The organism is Mycoplasma todarodis (assembly GCF_004335995.1).
GTDB classification, from domain to species: domain Bacteria; phylum Bacillota_I; class Bacilli_A; order Mycoplasmatales; family Metamycoplasmataceae; genus Mycoplasma_K; species Mycoplasma_K todarodis.
The window spans coordinates 25,626-41,669 of the sequence record NZ_PSZP01000005.1 but is presented as its reverse complement, the minus strand read 5'-3'; the positions used below and the strand labels follow the sequence as shown (position 1 = coordinate 41,669).

17 protein-coding genes are annotated in these 16,044 nt (G+C 30.5%); 15 read left to right on the top strand and 2 right to left on the bottom strand.

Features of this window, described 5'->3' with window-relative positions; genetic code table 4:
* Window positions 1-35: 35 nt before the first annotated feature.
* The 11 genes from rsmA (at window position 36) to C4B25_RS01175 (ending at window position 12,210) form a co-directional block, all read left to right on the top strand.
* Entirely contained in the window at window positions 36-845 is an 810-nt protein-coding gene (gene rsmA / locus C4B25_RS01220; RefSeq protein ID WP_131613251.1) for a 16S rRNA (adenine(1518)-N(6)/adenine(1519)-N(6))-dimethyltransferase RsmA, read from the top strand.
* A gap of 56 nt (window positions 846-901) precedes the next feature.
* A complete protein-coding gene (locus tag C4B25_RS01215; RefSeq protein WP_168380661.1) occupies window positions 902-1,498 on the top strand; it encodes a DapH/DapD/GlmU-related protein in 597 nt (198 codons plus the stop codon).
* Window positions 1,488-2,450, top strand: a complete 963-nt coding sequence (locus C4B25_RS01210; RefSeq protein WP_131613249.1) for a ribose-phosphate pyrophosphokinase — start codon at window positions 1,488-1,490, stop codon at window positions 2,448-2,450. The genes C4B25_RS01215 and C4B25_RS01210 overlap by 11 nt, the downstream gene beginning before the upstream one ends.
* A 237-nt stretch (window positions 2,451-2,687) precedes the next feature.
* Window positions 2,688-4,034 (top strand): asparagine--tRNA ligase, encoded by a 1,347-nt coding sequence (asnS, locus tag C4B25_RS01205; protein ID WP_131613248.1) that lies wholly within the window; start codon window positions 2,688-2,690, stop codon window positions 4,032-4,034.
* Between the two features lie 34 nt (window positions 4,035-4,068).
* Entirely contained in the window at window positions 4,069-5,037 is a 969-nt protein-coding gene (locus C4B25_RS01200) for a glycosyltransferase (RefSeq protein ID WP_210725161.1), read from the top strand.
* A gap of 7 nt (window positions 5,038-5,044) precedes the next feature.
* Window positions 5,045-5,722, top strand: coding sequence for an RDD family protein (locus C4B25_RS01195; protein WP_131613246.1), 678 nt, complete (start codon window positions 5,045-5,047; stop codon window positions 5,720-5,722).
* Complete coding sequence (locus C4B25_RS01190) at window positions 5,722-7,863, top strand: ATP-dependent helicase (protein ID WP_168380659.1); 2,142 nt, start codon at window positions 5,722-5,724, stop codon at window positions 7,861-7,863. Before C4B25_RS01195 ends, C4B25_RS01190 begins: the two co-directional genes overlap by 1 nt.
* 1 nt (window position 7,864) lies before the next feature.
* Window positions 7,865-9,445, top strand: a complete 1,581-nt coding sequence (locus tag C4B25_RS01185; protein WP_131613244.1) for an MHO_4530 family protein — start codon at window positions 7,865-7,867, stop codon at window positions 9,443-9,445.
* A gap of 169 nt (window positions 9,446-9,614) precedes the next feature.
* Window positions 9,615-11,051: a proline--tRNA ligase gene (gene proS, locus C4B25_RS01180; protein ID WP_131613243.1), complete on the top strand. Its 1,437-nt coding sequence runs from the start codon at window positions 9,615-9,617 to the stop codon at window positions 11,049-11,051.
* A 21-nt stretch (window positions 11,052-11,072) separates the two neighbouring features.
* Window positions 11,073-11,381, top strand: coding sequence for a thioredoxin family protein (locus C4B25_RS04705; protein ID WP_168380658.1), 309 nt, complete (start codon window positions 11,073-11,075; stop codon window positions 11,379-11,381).
* Between the two features lie 25 nt (window positions 11,382-11,406).
* On the top strand, window positions 11,407-12,210 hold the full coding sequence (locus C4B25_RS01175) for an HAD-IIB family hydrolase (protein WP_168380657.1): 804 nt from the start codon (window positions 11,407-11,409) through the stop codon (window positions 12,208-12,210).
* A 43-nt stretch (window positions 12,211-12,253) separates the two neighbouring features.
* On the opposite strand, the gene C4B25_RS01170 is transcribed toward C4B25_RS01175, so the two are convergent.
* Entirely contained in the window at window positions 12,254-12,547 is a 294-nt protein-coding gene (locus tag C4B25_RS01170) for a hypothetical protein (RefSeq protein ID WP_131613241.1), read from the bottom strand.
* Window positions 12,548-12,641: 94 nt separating this feature from the next.
* Here C4B25_RS01170 and rmuC point away from each other — a divergent pair, with 94 nt between their 5' ends.
* The 4 genes from rmuC (at window position 12,642) to C4B25_RS01150 (ending at window position 15,488) form a co-directional block, all read left to right on the top strand.
* The gene (gene rmuC / locus C4B25_RS01165) at window positions 12,642-13,733 is read left to right on the top strand and encodes a DNA recombination protein RmuC (RefSeq protein ID WP_131613240.1); all 1,092 of its coding nucleotides are present in this window, start codon (window positions 12,642-12,644) and stop codon (window positions 13,731-13,733) included.
* A 33-nt stretch (window positions 13,734-13,766) separates the two neighbouring features.
* Complete coding sequence (locus C4B25_RS01160; protein WP_131613239.1) at window positions 13,767-13,958, top strand: hypothetical protein; 192 nt, start codon at window positions 13,767-13,769, stop codon at window positions 13,956-13,958.
* A gap of 57 nt (window positions 13,959-14,015) precedes the next feature.
* Window positions 14,016-14,234: a hypothetical protein gene (locus tag C4B25_RS01155; RefSeq protein ID WP_131613238.1), complete on the top strand. Its 219-nt coding sequence runs from the start codon at window positions 14,016-14,018 to the stop codon at window positions 14,232-14,234.
* A gap of 123 nt (window positions 14,235-14,357) precedes the next feature.
* Entirely contained in the window at window positions 14,358-15,488 is a 1,131-nt protein-coding gene (locus tag C4B25_RS01150; protein WP_131613237.1) for a Vmc-like lipoprotein signal peptide domain-containing protein, read from the top strand.
* 22 nt (window positions 15,489-15,510) lie between these two features.
* On the opposite strand, the gene C4B25_RS01145 is transcribed toward C4B25_RS01150, so the two are convergent.
* Window positions 15,511-15,951, bottom strand: a complete 441-nt coding sequence (locus C4B25_RS01145) for a hypothetical protein (RefSeq protein WP_131613236.1) — start codon at window positions 15,949-15,951, stop codon at window positions 15,511-15,513.
* Between the last annotated feature and the right edge of the window lie 93 nt (window positions 15,952-16,044).

Below are 16,044 nucleotides of genomic sequence, written 5' to 3'. Positions count from 1 at the left end.
CATATTAATGGTTTTTTCTTTATAATTAAAACAATATGTTAACACTAAACAAAATTAAAGAATTACAAACTAAATATGAATTACAAGTCCACGCTAAAAAAAGATTTGGACAAAACTTTTTAATTGATCAAAATGTTCTTGAACACATCATTGAAGTTGCTGATATCAAAGGTAAAGACGTCGTTGAAGTTGGACCAGGTATGGGTTCATTAACTGTGTTCTTGCTTCCTGAAGCTAAAAAACTAACAGCTTATGAAATTGATAAAGATATGATTACGGTCTTAAATGGAGAAATAAAGGATGAAAATTTTGAATTAATAGATGGAGATTTCTTAAAGCAACCTTTAGAATGAGAAGGTAAAAAAACTCTTGTGGCAAACCTTCCTTACTATATTACTTCGGACATACTTTTTAGATTATTTGAGAATGTTGAAAAGTTCGATAAAGCAGTTATCATGATTCAAGATGAAGTTGCTGATAGATTGAGTGCTCCTGTTGGTTCAAAACAATATGGTAAATTAACAATCTCAACAAATTACTATGCAACAGTGAAAAAAGAATTTGTAGTTAAACCATCTTCATTTTCTCCTGCACCGAGAGTTAATTCAGCGATAGTGTCTTTAACATTTAATAAAACTCAGGATTTAGACAATAAAGCCTTTTTAGAATTTGTTAAAAAATCATTTACTCAAAGACGTAAAACGCTATTTAATAATTGAAAATTAATTATGGGTCCAGAAGCAGCAAAAGAATTAATCTTAGAAATGGGTTTAAAAGAATCTGTGAGACCTCAAGAACTAACAAACAAACAATTTGAAGAAGCTTTTTTAAAGTTCACTAAATAAACACCTTTGGGGTGTTTTTTAAATACAAAATAGACCAAATTATGTATAATAATTTTATGATTAAAAAATGAATAAGAGACGCTTCGGTTTACCCAGGAGTAACATTTACAGATATAGAAAATACCTTTATTGAAGAAGGTGCAAAAATTGAAGAGGGTTGCTTTATTGAACCTCTTGTAAGTATTGATGCAAAATCTACAATACAAAAAGGTGCAAGACTATATCAAGGAGTAATTGTAAAAGAATCAGTTGTTGGAGAAGGTTCTAACATTGGACAATACACATTACTAAGAAACAATGTTATTCTTCTTGGAAAAAACGTAATTGGTCCACACTCAGAAATTTCAAACTCAACATTCCATGAAGGGGCTTCAGCATATCATAGAGCATTTGTATCTGATGCCACAATTGGAGAGGGTACACAAATTGGTTCTGGTATTGTGACTGCGAACTCTTGACATGACGGTAACAAATACGAAACTATCATTGGTAAAAATGTAAAAATCGGTGTAAATGCAGTATTTGTTGCTCCTATAAAAATAGGGGACGAAGCTGTAATTGCAGCTGGTTCAACAATCACAAAGAATGTAGAAACAAAACAAATGGCTTTTGGTAGAGCCAGACAAGTTACAAAGGAACAAAATGAAAAATAACAATGAAACAAGAATATTTGCCATGGAGAACTCAGAAGTTCTTGGTGGTAAAATATCATCAATACTTGGTATTGAATTATCACAAATAGAAAAAACAAAATTCTCAGATGGAGAAGTATTAGTTCAATCAAAAGACACATTTAGAAATAAAGATGTATTCATCATTGCATCAACATCAACACCAGTAAATGACAATATTATGGAATTACTTTTATTCATAGATTCTCTAAAAAGAGCTTCAGCAAGACACATTACTGTTGTTAACACTTACTACGGATACTCAAGACAAGATAGAAAAGCAAAAGGTAGACAACCAATTGGTGCTAAATTATTCGCTGATTTACTACAAACAGCAGGAGCTACAAAAATTATCGCAGTTGACCTACACAACCCATCAATCCAAGGGTTCTTTGATATTCCTCTTGATGACTTAAAAGGACAATTTGTATTCGCTCCAGAAATTAAGAAAACAGGAAAATTCTCAGTTGTTTCACCAGACCATGGTGGAGCTGTTAGAGCTAGAGTTCTAGCTGAACTAGTTGCTGATACAGTTCAAGTTGCTATTGTTGATAAACGTAGAACAGGACCTAACCAATCAGTTATTTCAGGAATACTAGGAGATGTTAAAGGTAAAAACTGTGTTATTATCGATGACATGATCGATACAGGTGGAACAATCATTAAAGCTGCCGAAGAACTTAAACGTCAAGGTGCTAAAAAGATTCTTATCGCTGCAACACACGGTATTTTCTCAAAAGGTTTCAAACACTTCGAAGAATCAGATGCAATTGAACACGTATTAATTACCGATTCAATCGCAAGTGTATATGACATTAAATCTGATAAATTAAAAGTTGTTTCATTAGATACATTCTTATCAAAAATAATTCAAGCTACAATTGAAGGAACTTCTGTTTCAACAATTTATAGCCAAATCCAAGATAAACTATAAGACTCAATGTCTTATTTTTTATTTTTGATAGTATAATTATTCAGTTATGAAGAAAAACACTTTCGCATTAAATAATAATAATTGTTAAAACGTAGATCATTTGTTCTACGTCAATTTATTATTGAATGTGGAACTTTAATTAATAAAGAACACATTCTAAAAAGGGTGTGTTTTTAAATTCATAAAATTAAAAAAAGAAAGGATGGCAACATTATTTAGTTGCTATATAATTTAGTCATGACTATAAAAAAATTATTAAAAGATATTGCTTCATTACATGAAACAAAACAAGAAATTAAAGGATGAATTACAGCTAATAGAGGGAACAAGAAAATAAGATTTATCGCTGTAAATGATGGTTCAACATTTGCTAACCTGCAGGTAGTTGCAAAAGCAGAAATGGAACTGGATTTAGAACTTGTAGATAAAGCAAGGATGGGTGCTTCTGTAATCATTAAAGGTACATTATTACATACACCAGAAGGCAAACAAGTTGCTGAATTAGTAGCTGAAAACTTCGAGATTCTTAAGAACACTGATGAAGATTTCCCATTACAAAAAAATGGTATTTCAAGAGAAGTTTTAAGAGAAATTCCACACTTAAGACATAGAACAAACTTATTCCGTGCCACAATGAGAGTTAGATCAACACTTGCACAAGAAATACATGCTCATTTTGCTGATAAAGGTTATTTATTAGCACCTTCACCAATTATCACTGGAAATGATGGAGAAGGAGCTGGAGAAGCATTCGTTGTTGATGATGAATCAAAAGATTTATTCTTCGGAAAAAAAGCCACACTTGGAGTTACAGGACAACTACACGCAGAAGCTTACGCAAATGGATTTGGTGGAGTTTATACATTCGCACCAACATTCCGTGCTGAAAATTCACACACACAAAGACACGCTGCAGAATTTTGAATGGTAGAACCAGAAGTTGCCTTTGCTGACTTGCAAGAAATAATTAGAATTGCTGATGAAATGTTAAAAACAGTTATTACAAAAACAATTGAAAAACATGAGGAAGAATTTACTTTCCTAGAAAAGTTTGTTGCTCCAGGATTGAATGAAAAACTACAATCATACATCGGACAAAAACTAACAGTTATGGATTATGCAGATGTAATTAAGGAACTTCAAAAAGTTTCTGATAGATTTGATGAAAAAGATATTCACTTTGGAATTGATTTAGCTACAGAACACGAAAAATACATCGCAGAAGAATTTGTAAAAGGACCTGTTGCAGTTACTAACTATCCAAAAGATATAAAAGCATTTTACATGTTCCAAAACGAAGATGGAAAAACTGTTGCTGCATTCGACTTACTAGTACCTGGAATTGGTGAGTTAATTGGTGGGTCTCAAAGAGAATGTGATTACGACAAATTAGTTACTCGTATTAATGAAATGGGTATCGACCAAGAAGATCTACAATGATACTTAGACTTAAGAAGATTTGGTCAAGGAATGTCAGCTGGATTTGGACTTGGGTTTGAAAGATTAGTTATGTATGTAACTGGTGTAGAGAACATTAGAGATGCAATTGCTTTCCCAAGAACACCTGGTAAATTAATGATGTAATTAGAAAAAAGAACCAACCCTATAGGGTTGTTTTTTAATACTATCAATTATCACAACTATTTATAGAAGACCAGAAGAAATAGACCCATTCTTCGAAAGAATGTACACACAAAAAAATAAGAATTTTGAACTTATTGTTGTAGTGGACACTAATGTTTTTGGGCAAATGGAAAAATTACAAAAATGATCTAAAAAGTTTAAAAATAAAATGAAGATTGCATACAATACAAAACGTCAAGGAAGAACAAAGTCTAATTTAGATGGAATTAAAATGGCATCAGGAGAATACACACTTTTCATTTCAACATCAGATGAAATTAAAAGATTTGAAGGTGTTGATGAAATCATAACTTCACTGAAAAAAATTGGTTCACCAGACATTCTTGAATTCCCAGCAACATTTAGAGGTGTTACAAGATGAAATTCTGATTTAAGAATTAAAGCACCAACAATGGTTGAGATTGAAAAGAAACCAATCGTTATTGCTAAGACAATGCCATTCGCACTTAATAAAATATATAAAACAGAATTATTAGTGGATGCAGCTAGTCAATATGCTGGCGCAGAATTAAACACAAGATTCTCAATTGAACTTCTATACCAATTCTTAAATAAACATGCAAAAACATTCGCAACTGTTAATAAAAGAATTATTAAAACTTATGTTGCAAAAGAATCAGTTTCATTTAACCCAATGAGACTTTCAAGACAATTAATTAAAAATATTGCACAAGCAGAAATGGTTAATTCAGAATATTTACAAGAGATTACATATGCAACTTTATATAGTGTTGCAATATTCCTGCCAATATTTACAATCGCTTATAAAAATAATGTTATGTTTAATAAGTTATTTGAACAAATTTCAAAAATGTATGACAAAGATCTTAAAACAGTATTGATTACAAATAAATACTTATTAAAAAATGACAGGGAAGCTATTTGACTTTCTGCAAAAAGAACAAAAACAGAACTTAAAAAGTCAATAAAAGATTTTAGATAGGAGCAGCATGAAAGTTAATAAACCAATTGGATTATTTAAAAGATTAATTTCTAGAGCTATAGATTTTTTCTTTATTGCCGTAATCTCAATCGGTTTGCTTTTTATTCTTGCTACACCTCACAAGAATGGTCCAGCAACATTTGCTAGTCCATGAATGTTTTATGTATGAGCTTTAATAACAATACTTTGTATAGGTATTTTTATGATTGCGATACCATTAGCAACTAAAGGTTGAACACTTGGTATGAAACTCTTAAGAATAAAAGTCATTGCCACTGACGGAAGAAATATATATAAAGCAATATTAAAACGTGAAATGGCGTTTGGTGTTGCATGAGTAACTATTGCTTTACTTGGTATGGCTATAATAAATCACACATTGATAGATTCGGCTGCTAGAGTTAAGGGTTACACAAACCCCTTAGATCAACTAACTGCTTTTGAAAAAACAAGGATGACATTCATAGGTTCTATTTCCGGACTTATTTGATTCATTCAAATGTGATTAGGTATAACAGTAATTCCAAATAAAGATAAAAGAGGATGACATGATAGGTGAGCACATGCTGCTGTTGTGAGTTCAAACAAAAAGATTGATAAAGAAATTGAAGAACAAACAAAAATCATAGAACCAGTTAACATAGAAAATAATAGTGTTGAATGAATCAACATGAAGGAGAAATAATGAGTAAAATATTAGAAGGTTTAAATACAAATCAAAAGAAAGCGGTTATGCATTCAGAAGGTCCACTTAGGCTTATTGCTGGTGCTGGATCTGGTAAGACAAGAGTCCTTACACATAAAATTGCATACCTTATAGAAGAAAAGAATGTAGATCCATCAAGAATTCTTGCGGTTACATTTACAAATAAAGCAGCAGGAGAGATGAAAGAACGTGTTGCTGCCATAATTGGTGAAGAAGCTGCACATAAAGCATTACTTTCTACATACCACTCAATGTGTGTGAGAATTCTTCGTCAAGATATTACATCTCTTGGATACCCAAGAAACTTTAATATCATTGATAACATTGATCAAAGACAAATCTTAAAACCAATTTACGCTAAGTATAATGTTTCTTCAAAAACAATGTCTTATTCACACATGATTGATTATATTTCTAAAGCTAAAGCAAACATGATGGACCCTGAGGAACTTCTTGCTTCAGCTGAGACTGAAGGGGATAAATATCAAGCATTGATTTATAAGGGGTATAAAGAATCAACATTTGCTTCAAAATCACTTGACTTTGATGACTTATTGATTTTCGTTCATAAATTATTCATTACTGATCAAAGAGTTGCTGAAAAATGAAAAGCAAAATTTGATTATGTTCTTGTTGATGAGTTTCAAGATACTTCATGAATACAATATGAAATTGTTAAAGTTCTTGCACACCACGATAACATCACAATTGTTGGTGACCCAGATCAAACAATCTATACATGACGTGGAGCAAAAGTTGAATTAATCATTAACTTCGATAAAGACTTTACAAAATCTAAAACAATTAAGTTAGAAGAAAATTATCGTTCAACTCAATCAATTCTTAATGCTGCAAATGAATTAATTGAGCACAACGAAAACAGACTTCCTAAAAAACTTATCTCTAATAATGATGCGGGTGAAAAAATAATATTCAACCATGCATACTCACCAGAAGCTGAAGCTAAATGAGTAGTTCAAAGAATTGATGAGCTTAGAAGACAAAAAGTTCAACTTAAGGATATGGTTATATTCTATAGATCAAATTACCTTTCAAGAACAATGGAACAAGCATTAATCAATGGTAATGTTCCTTATAAAATCTTTGGAGATGTTAAATTCTTCGAAAGACAAGAAGTTAAAGATGCTATTGCTTACTTAAAAGTTATCGCTAATGGAGATGAGGTTGGTTTACAAAGAGTTATAAACGTTCCTTCTCGTAAGATTGGTAAAACAACTGTTGAAAAGATTGCTAAGTTTGCTGATTCAAAAGGTAAAACAACACATGACGCGATTCTTGCTCACTATGGAGAAATTCCAGTTACAGCATCACAAAGAAATTCACTAGGTAAACTATTTAACCTATTTGCTAAATATAGAGCCGCTTTAAAATCAAACACAATTAAATTAGTTCTTGAAAAATTCTTAATTGAAGTTGGTTACATGGATTCATTAACTCAAATAAATGAATTAAACCGTATTGCCAACATTAAAGAATTAATAAACATGATTGGTAAATGAGAAGAAGCAAACCCAGGTAAGACATTAGAAGAATACCTACAAGAAGTTGCACTTGTGTCTGCACAAGATGAATTAAGTTCAGGTTCTTCATATATTACTCTAATGACAATTCATACTTCGAAAGGACTTGAATTTGATAATGTATTCTTAATTGGATTATCAGAACAAGTGTTCCCTTCATCAAAAGCTATCGCTGCCGGTGGAGCTGCTATTGAAGAAGAAAGAAGATTAGCTTATGTTGCTATAACTCGTGCAAGAAAAAGACTTTTCCTTTCAGATTCAAAAGGTTACTCAATTGATCATAGATTCATGAAAGTGCCTTCAAGATTCATTACAGAAATGGGTGTTAGAATAAGAGACTTCACCAAGGAGATATTCATACCTAAACAAATGGAAACACATTACGCTAAGATAGAAGATGTTGAATACGAAGTGGGTTCACAAGTTAAACATAAAGTATTTGGTATCGGTGTAATCACTGAGATTGATGGAGAAATGGCAGAAATTGCTTTTGAAGATCCACATGGAACAAAAACATTAATGAAAAATCATAAATCGCTATCAAGCGTACAAGAAATAATAGAGGAAGACGAGGAATAATATGTTTATAGCCATTATCGTAATAATAACTATATTGTTTACTGGATTGTTAATAGCAATCTTGTATTTCTTATTCAATAAAGAACTTATAGCAAACGATAGTGGTAAAATAATGTTCGAAATCGATTATAAGAAAAGAAAAATTAGAAACATAAAACACCCCGCTTTAAGTGGAACTAAGATTCCGAACTCACAAAAAATATCATCGTTCTATACAACTAAATGAACAGATCTTGATAAATTTATGACCTTCTTTGATAAAGAAACAAATAAAAAGTATAGAAATGCAATGCATGATATTGAAAATGAAAAAGATGTTAAAGTGAGTTTTGAAGTTCGGCCAGTGAGAAATCATCAACCGAAAATTCAAACTAGAAAAAATAAAATTCTTAAGAAACTAGAGTGAAAAGGTAAAAAGAATTTTGAAATGAAAACAACATTATTCAAGTGTGAAAATTCTTTTATTGGTGGTGAAATTAAGTTTTGATTACCTAACCCTGAAACAAAAATGACTTTCCCTGATAAAGTTAGCAAAAAATCAATGTCTAAATTTGACGCTAAATTTATTGGGTTCTGAGTTTTCTGCATGAGAGAAACAACACCAGAAATAAAAAATACTTTCTTCAATCAAATGAAAAAAGCAATTGGTATCAGTGATATGAAATATTTCCTTTATGAAAATAAATTAGTATTAGTTATGCCTACACAAAGTTTAATTCAAGTTAAGAAGAAAATACAGAAAAGAAATCCTCAAATCCAAAAAGTACTTAAGAAAAAGGGTGCTAAAAAATACTTTGATCATTCCGGAACATTATTCACAAAGAGAATTGATTCACCTAAGAAAAATGCTGATTTATTAATTAAATTGGATTATATTATTTGAAAATCATTAAAACTAAACACACAATCAACTTATGCTGAAGATGATATCCAAGTTTTCCAAAAATACAAGCATGCTTATATAACAATCGAACAAACAATAAAAGCTAAATCTATGGAAACTATGGAAACGAGAGTTAGAAAATTCGGTGGTAAAAGATCTATCATTAAATATATATTCCCTGACATTAAAGGGACACCTTCAAGGTTTATAGCAATGGTTCTGACAAATGAAGTTATGCGTATTAAGATGATGAATTCGCATGCTGAAAAGATAACTTCAGAGATAAGTTCTAGTCCAGGTATTATGGATGTTAATGCTCAATGACTAATTGACAACTCTAGGAAGATTGTTAATAATAAAATAATCTATATGGTTGAATATAATGACAAGACCCCTCAAAAGCTTCTTTTTGCTATTATTATGCAATTACAAGAAAGAGGTATTCTATGTGGTATTAGAATACGTAAAGCTGATGTTAAGGACATGACGGCTTTAACAAGAGTTGCTCCTAAATTTATAGTAATTGATAGAGAACTATCAAAAGTTGCACACAACTCTGAGACATACGTTAAGTTATCAGTAATCAGAGAAGTGGCTGCTAAAAAAGGTACAAAAATGATTTATGAATTACCTTCGTTGAAGCTTGATTCAAAACAAAGAAAAGTTATAGGACTAGAGTTCTATTACGACTATAAATAAAAGACTAAACAATAGTCTTTTTTTTATTGCCTTTGAATTGTAATAAAACAAAAAAATAAACATAATAATAACTTGATTTTTATGAGAAAACAACCCATTTCTAAGAAATTTAACTTTTTTTCACACTTTTTTAACATTTGCTAAAAGTTGTTGTATAATCTTAATACTTATGAAAAAATTAGACAAAATAACACCACAAAATGAAGACTTTTCTAGATGATATACAGACGTTGTTAAACAAGGACAACTGATGGAATATGGTCCAGTAAAAGGGACGATTGTATTTAAACCAAATTCATACGGAATTTGAGAAAACATACAAATGGAATTTAACAAGGTAATTAGATCAAAAGGAGTAAAAAACGTTTATTTACCTGTTTTAATACCATTATCATATATCGAAAAAGAAAAAGACCACGTTAAAGGATTTGCACCTGAACTTGCAACAATAACAAAAGTTGGAGATAAAGAATTAAATGAATATTCAGTAATTAGACCTACTTCAGAAGTTCTATTTGGTGAATTATTCGCAAAAGAAGTTAATTCATACAATGATTTACCAATCATGTACAACCAATGAGCTAATGTTTTAAGATGAGAAAAAACAACAAACCCATTCTTAAGAACATCTGAATTCCTATGACAAGAAGGACACACAACTCATGCTACAGCTATTGAAGCTAGAAAACTTTCAAGAACAATGATTAAAGAGTATGCAAAATTCTTAGAAAAATACCTTGCAATCCCTACAATCGTTGGTAAAAAAACTCCTAAAGAAAAATTTGCTGGAGCAGTTACAACTTATACAATTGAAGCAATGATGAAAGATGGTAAAGCTTTACAATCAGGTACTTCACATTACCTTGGACAAAACTTTGCGAAAGCATTCAACATTTCTTTCCAAAATAAAGACAATAAGCAAGAACTTGCTTACCAAACATCATGAGGAGTATCAACAAGATTAATTGGTGCTATCATCATGACACACGGTGACGATAGAGGAATTATTATTCCACCTAGAGTAGCCCCAACACAAATTGATATTATTGAAGTTTTTGGACACAAACATGAAAATGTTCATACTGCCGCAGTTGAACTTCAAAAAACATTAGGTCGTAAATGAAGAGTTAACTTAGATGCATCTTCAAAAGGACCAGGATTCAAAGCTGGACAATCAGAAATTCAAGGAACACCACTTAGAATTGAAGTTGGACCAAGAGATCTTGAAGAAGGAATAGTTACACTTGTAAGAAGAGATACTTTGGAAAAAATCCAAATGCCTATTGATGAAGTGAAGAAACAAATTAAACCGCTTCTAGATGACATTCATAATAATCTTTTAACTTCTGCAAAAGCTAGATTAGAAGAAAAAACAATTTATACAGAATCATATGAAGAATTTAAATCAATCTTTAAAGATGACAAGAATCTAAAATTCGTTATTGTACCTTTTGCAGGTAATGATAAAGATGAAGAAATGATTAAAAGAGAAACATTAGCATCAACAAGATGTTTACCATTTAAATTTGAAAAACCAGGACGTAGAAAGTGTATAATTACAGGGCAATTAACAAATCGTTTTGTTGTCTTTGCTAAGGCATACTAAACGTTTTAAAAAGGAGAGAAAATGACAGAATTTATTAAACCAGAAGACATTGAAGTTAAAGTTAAAGAAAATACTTTTACAGTAATCGCCGTAGCTGCTTCATGATGTGGACCATGTCAAATGATGACATCAACAGTATGAGATCAAATTAACTCAGAAAAAACAGACATTTCAATTTACAAAATTGACGCTGATGAACATAGAGAATGAGCCGTTGCAAATAACGTTTCAGGACTACCAACAATGTTCTTTTATAAAGAAGGTACAAAGACTGGTGAAGCATCAGGATACATGCCTAGAGAAGAATTTGAAGAAAAAGTTAGAGGCTAAGCCTCTTTTTCTTTATAATTTGTATATGAAATTTAATCCAAAAGCATTTTTCATTGATTTGGACGGTACTGCATTCGACACAAAAGTTGATGGACACCACGCAATCTCTGAAGAAAACAAGAAAGCAATCATTGAAATAAATAAAAAAACGCCAGTTATTATTTCAACAGGAAGACACGTCAAAAATGCACTTCCACTTATACAAGAATTAGGTCTAAAATATGCTGTTTGTCAAAATGGGGCACAAATCGTTGATATAGAAGGAAATATCATCGAGAAACATAACTTCCCAGGTCCAATCGCAGAACGTATATTAAAAATCATGATGAAAAACAAAATGATGATTAAACCAAATGATGATGGGATATTCTATGGGGCAAGATTCCCATATGGAATGATTACAAGACACGTTGGTTTCAAAACACATAGAAAATATGATTTTGAGCACACAAAAGAATTTACTAAATTAGTATTCTCTGGTGCTGGTAAAAAGAAAATCTCAAAATTAAACGAAGAGCTAAGTGAGCAATTCCCTTCACTTTCAATTGTTACATCTGGTAATGGTTACACAATTGAGGTTACATCAGGAGAAGCAACAAAAGGTCAAGCTAATGTTGCTGTTGCTAAGTTATTGGGTGTAGATCCAATGAAAACTGCACACATTGGTGATTCAATGAATGATTCAACATGTAAGGATAAAACTATGCTTGTTGCTATGGCAAATTCAAATCCTAAATTAATTGAAATGGCAGATTGAATAGGTCCGTCTTATAAACCAGCCGGACTTGCAAAAGTGCTACTTAATAAAGAAGTTAAAGAAAATAAATAATCGTTTTAAACGGTTATTTTTTTAATAAAAAAATGCCTTAGCATTAGTCTAAAAGAACTCTTTCAACATCGTATCATTCTTCATCGATTTGAATTCTCATTACTCCCTGAACCTTTTGGTTCTTGTCTAGTTGTTTTATTATTCTGAAAGGTATTTTATTAATCTTACCTTCCAACTTATCCGCTTTACGTAAATTAGATTTTTTAGAAAGTAATTGAGAATTCCTTCTTGAACGAATTCCACCCTTGCTCTTTGGGTAGATATGGTCAACCGTAGTGGGACCCTTATTTCCGAAGCAATCTCTATGTGTTTTAAAATCTCAACTTTTTATTTTCATACATCTATTTTACCCTTACTTTTTAATTATGTGTATTTTACTATTTACTTTTATATAATTAGGTTCACATTAAATGCGATATAGGAGAAATAATATGATAAAAATTAATTGATTTGCAAGACTGTTTATGAGTTGAAAAAAATTAGAAGAACACATAACATCGAATAATTCTAATGATAAAGAAATGGCTGTAATGAAAACACAACTTAGAATGACTGAGCAAAGATTGGAAGAGATCACTAAACAAAAAGATGAACTTAATGTATTTTTGACAGAAGTTAAAAATGAAAAGAATGAGATTTCAAGAAAACTTGAATTACAAACTCATGATTTTGAAGTAGCTAAACAAAAAGAACAAGAATCAAATATTTCTATTAGTGAGAAATTACAAGAGATAGAAGTTCTAAAAGATAGGATAAGAGATGAAAGAACAAATCTTGAATACTATAAAAAACAAATCAATGATAAATTGATTCCATTAAACAAGATTGAAAAAACGTTTTTCGCATCATCTGGAAATAAGGGTAAAGGTGAATTAGGAGAACTACAATTAAAGACGCTTTTACAAAAGTCAGGTCTTGACAACAATATTTGAGTAGAGAACCTTACAGTTGGTAAAAACGTTGTTGAATTCGCGATTCAATCAGGTAACGAAGATGAAAAATGAATTCCAATTGATTCAAAAGTATTAGAAACAGAAATTGATCCGGATACAAATAAAATTATTGTAGATCAAAAATACAAAAACAAAGTACTAGCACAAGTTAAAACAATAACTAAATACTTAGGTAAAAGCAATACTGCAGATTATGGATTATTAGTATTGCAAAATGATGAGATTTATATGAAACTTTATAATGAGTTTCCATCATTCTTTAAAGAAGTTATTGAAGAACATAAAGTGTACATTACTTCTCCATCGTCATTTGTTCAAATAACTTGATCAATAGCGAACATCATCAAAATTTATGAAAGAGTTCATAAAGATGAAATGATTTATGATCAAATGGTAAGTATTTTAGAAAGTGTAAACAAATTTTCTAACAAATTAGCTTCAACACATAAAGAGTTTAATATTGCTATGACAACTCACTATCCAACGATACAGAAAAAACAAAATAACCTTGTTAAAAAATTGGTTAAAGAAGGAAAGATAAAAGAACTTCCTACAATAGAAAATAAATAAAACTATATAATAGGAATAAGAAAGTTGGTAATAATGGCTAAGAAACATAAAATCGTTAAATGTAAAGTTGAATCAATTAATAAATTCAATAATCAAATTACTATGTCTTGCGGTAAAAGAATTTTAAACGCGAGAGGTAAAGGTGCAAACTGAACTACAAATACAAAACAAATGAAAATTGCAAATGATCATATTTTGATTTGTACTGAAAACGAGGAGTTTTAAAAACTGCTTGTTTTTTTATTTTGTGTGAAAGTTTTATAATTATATTAGGAGGGTAATATGTCGCAAAAAATTAAAAAACACTTAGAAGATCATAAAGAGTATTCCATATACGAGACTACTGAGGGTAAAAAAGGTATTGCTCGTAAAGAAGAGGGTATTAAACCAGGAGATGTTATTGATGCTAAAGAAATGCCTGCAGATCACCCAATTAGGGATTTAGATAATAGAATTGGGTTAGCAATAGAAGAACTTGCTTGAATATTTTCTAAAATTTAAACAACAACTAACCATTGTTGTTTTTTTGTCCTATTACTCTAAAAAATGAACTTTAATATTTATTTGGTTTTGCAATAAAACTACAAAATGTTATAATTAAGCAAATATCAAAAGGGGTCGAAAATGAAAATTAAAAAAGCATTTTTAGGAACATCATTAATAGCACTAACAACAGCGCCAATTGCTGTTGCAGTTTCTTGCGGTGATGAGAACATCCCCAATTGAAAAGGAAAATCAAACTTTGAATTAAAAGTTGGACAAGAACTTGCAATGGAACAACAAGATGCTCATGAGGATACTTTTGGTTTCAGCTTGACACAACAACTAGCTGAAGAAACTATGAAATTACAAATTTGACTTTCTAGGCGTGGATTTACTTTGTTTTCTAATGCAACAAGTATGTTTGAAAATCTGACAACTGACATACCTGATGTTAGGTATTATGATTACTTGTTAACTGAAAAAGAAAAGCGCAAGTTAACTACGAAAGAATGTTACGCCTTTGGTCAAATGGAAATAGCTATACAAAAATGAATTCAAACAAAAGTAAATGGTCTTATTAGTAAAACTAGAAATTTCATTCAAAATATCACTTGAACAAATGGTGGGAAAGATATTTTAGAAGGGCTACCAAGAAGTTATAAGGTAGAAGAAATTAAGAATACATTAAAAGGAATAGCAATTAAAACAACTCTTTCTACACAACCTCCAAAAGGACGTGTTACTGGTTATTTCGTTCGTGATCCTTTTTCTGGAAAAATTATGGGTTCATCTGAAGATAAAGAAATAACAATAAAGGATGCACATGGTGATTTAGACAAAATTATCGATCAAATAAACTCCAATAAAGCAAAGGGAGATGAAGCGACAACAAAAGATGAAACACTCCTTACAAAATATGTTATTTCAAAAAGATTCCTTGGTATAAGATTTTCAAAAAATATATTAACAAGAAAAACTTTATCGAAATCTTTAAGCATGCCTGAAGCACTATTGGAAATAAAAAAAGAAAACGAATATAATTTTAAACAAAATGTAAATCGTTTCCGGAAAATAGAAGAATACATCAATAACCTTGTTATGGAACACATCAACAAAAATAATGGTGACATCACTAAAATATTTGGTAAAGAAATGTATACTTACAAACCAGCAGAAATCATAAAAGACTTACAAAGAAAAGTTAAGAAAAATCCAAAATTCAAAGGATTAATTGGAGATGTTAAACCTGAAAATATCTCTTGAATAAAATAAAAATGCCCAAGAAGGCATTTTTTTATTCGATATTTCCCTTTGTCATTTCAATAGCTTTTCTGAAAACGGCTCTTGTTCTTCAAGGTCAATAGTTAAATAATATCATTATAGGCACAAAGTATGCGAAGGGGATATCGACTCACAATCATGGAAGACTTGCTTTATTAATTTTCTTTCTTAAAACCCCTCTATCTATACTTGTTAGTGCTTGGTTCATGTGATACATATATATGAAATAACCAATAATAGGAATATATCAATATCAGTGATTTGTATCAATGAATTCTTCAGCTTTTCTAATATCATCAGCAACAACTTGATCTTTATAAGCATTGAAGTCAAAGTTCTCACCTTTAGTAGGTTTAATCTTTCTGTTTAGTTCCTGAAGAATTTCCTCTCTTAATTCCTCTTTTATCTCGGCTTTCATTTCTTTAATAAGTAATTCTAATTTTTCTTTTTCCATACAATTAAATTATACCCCTTAGTAAAACGAAGTGAAAAACGTAGCTCTAATATAAATACATTTTTTAATTTTGATAATAATGTCCTAATACTA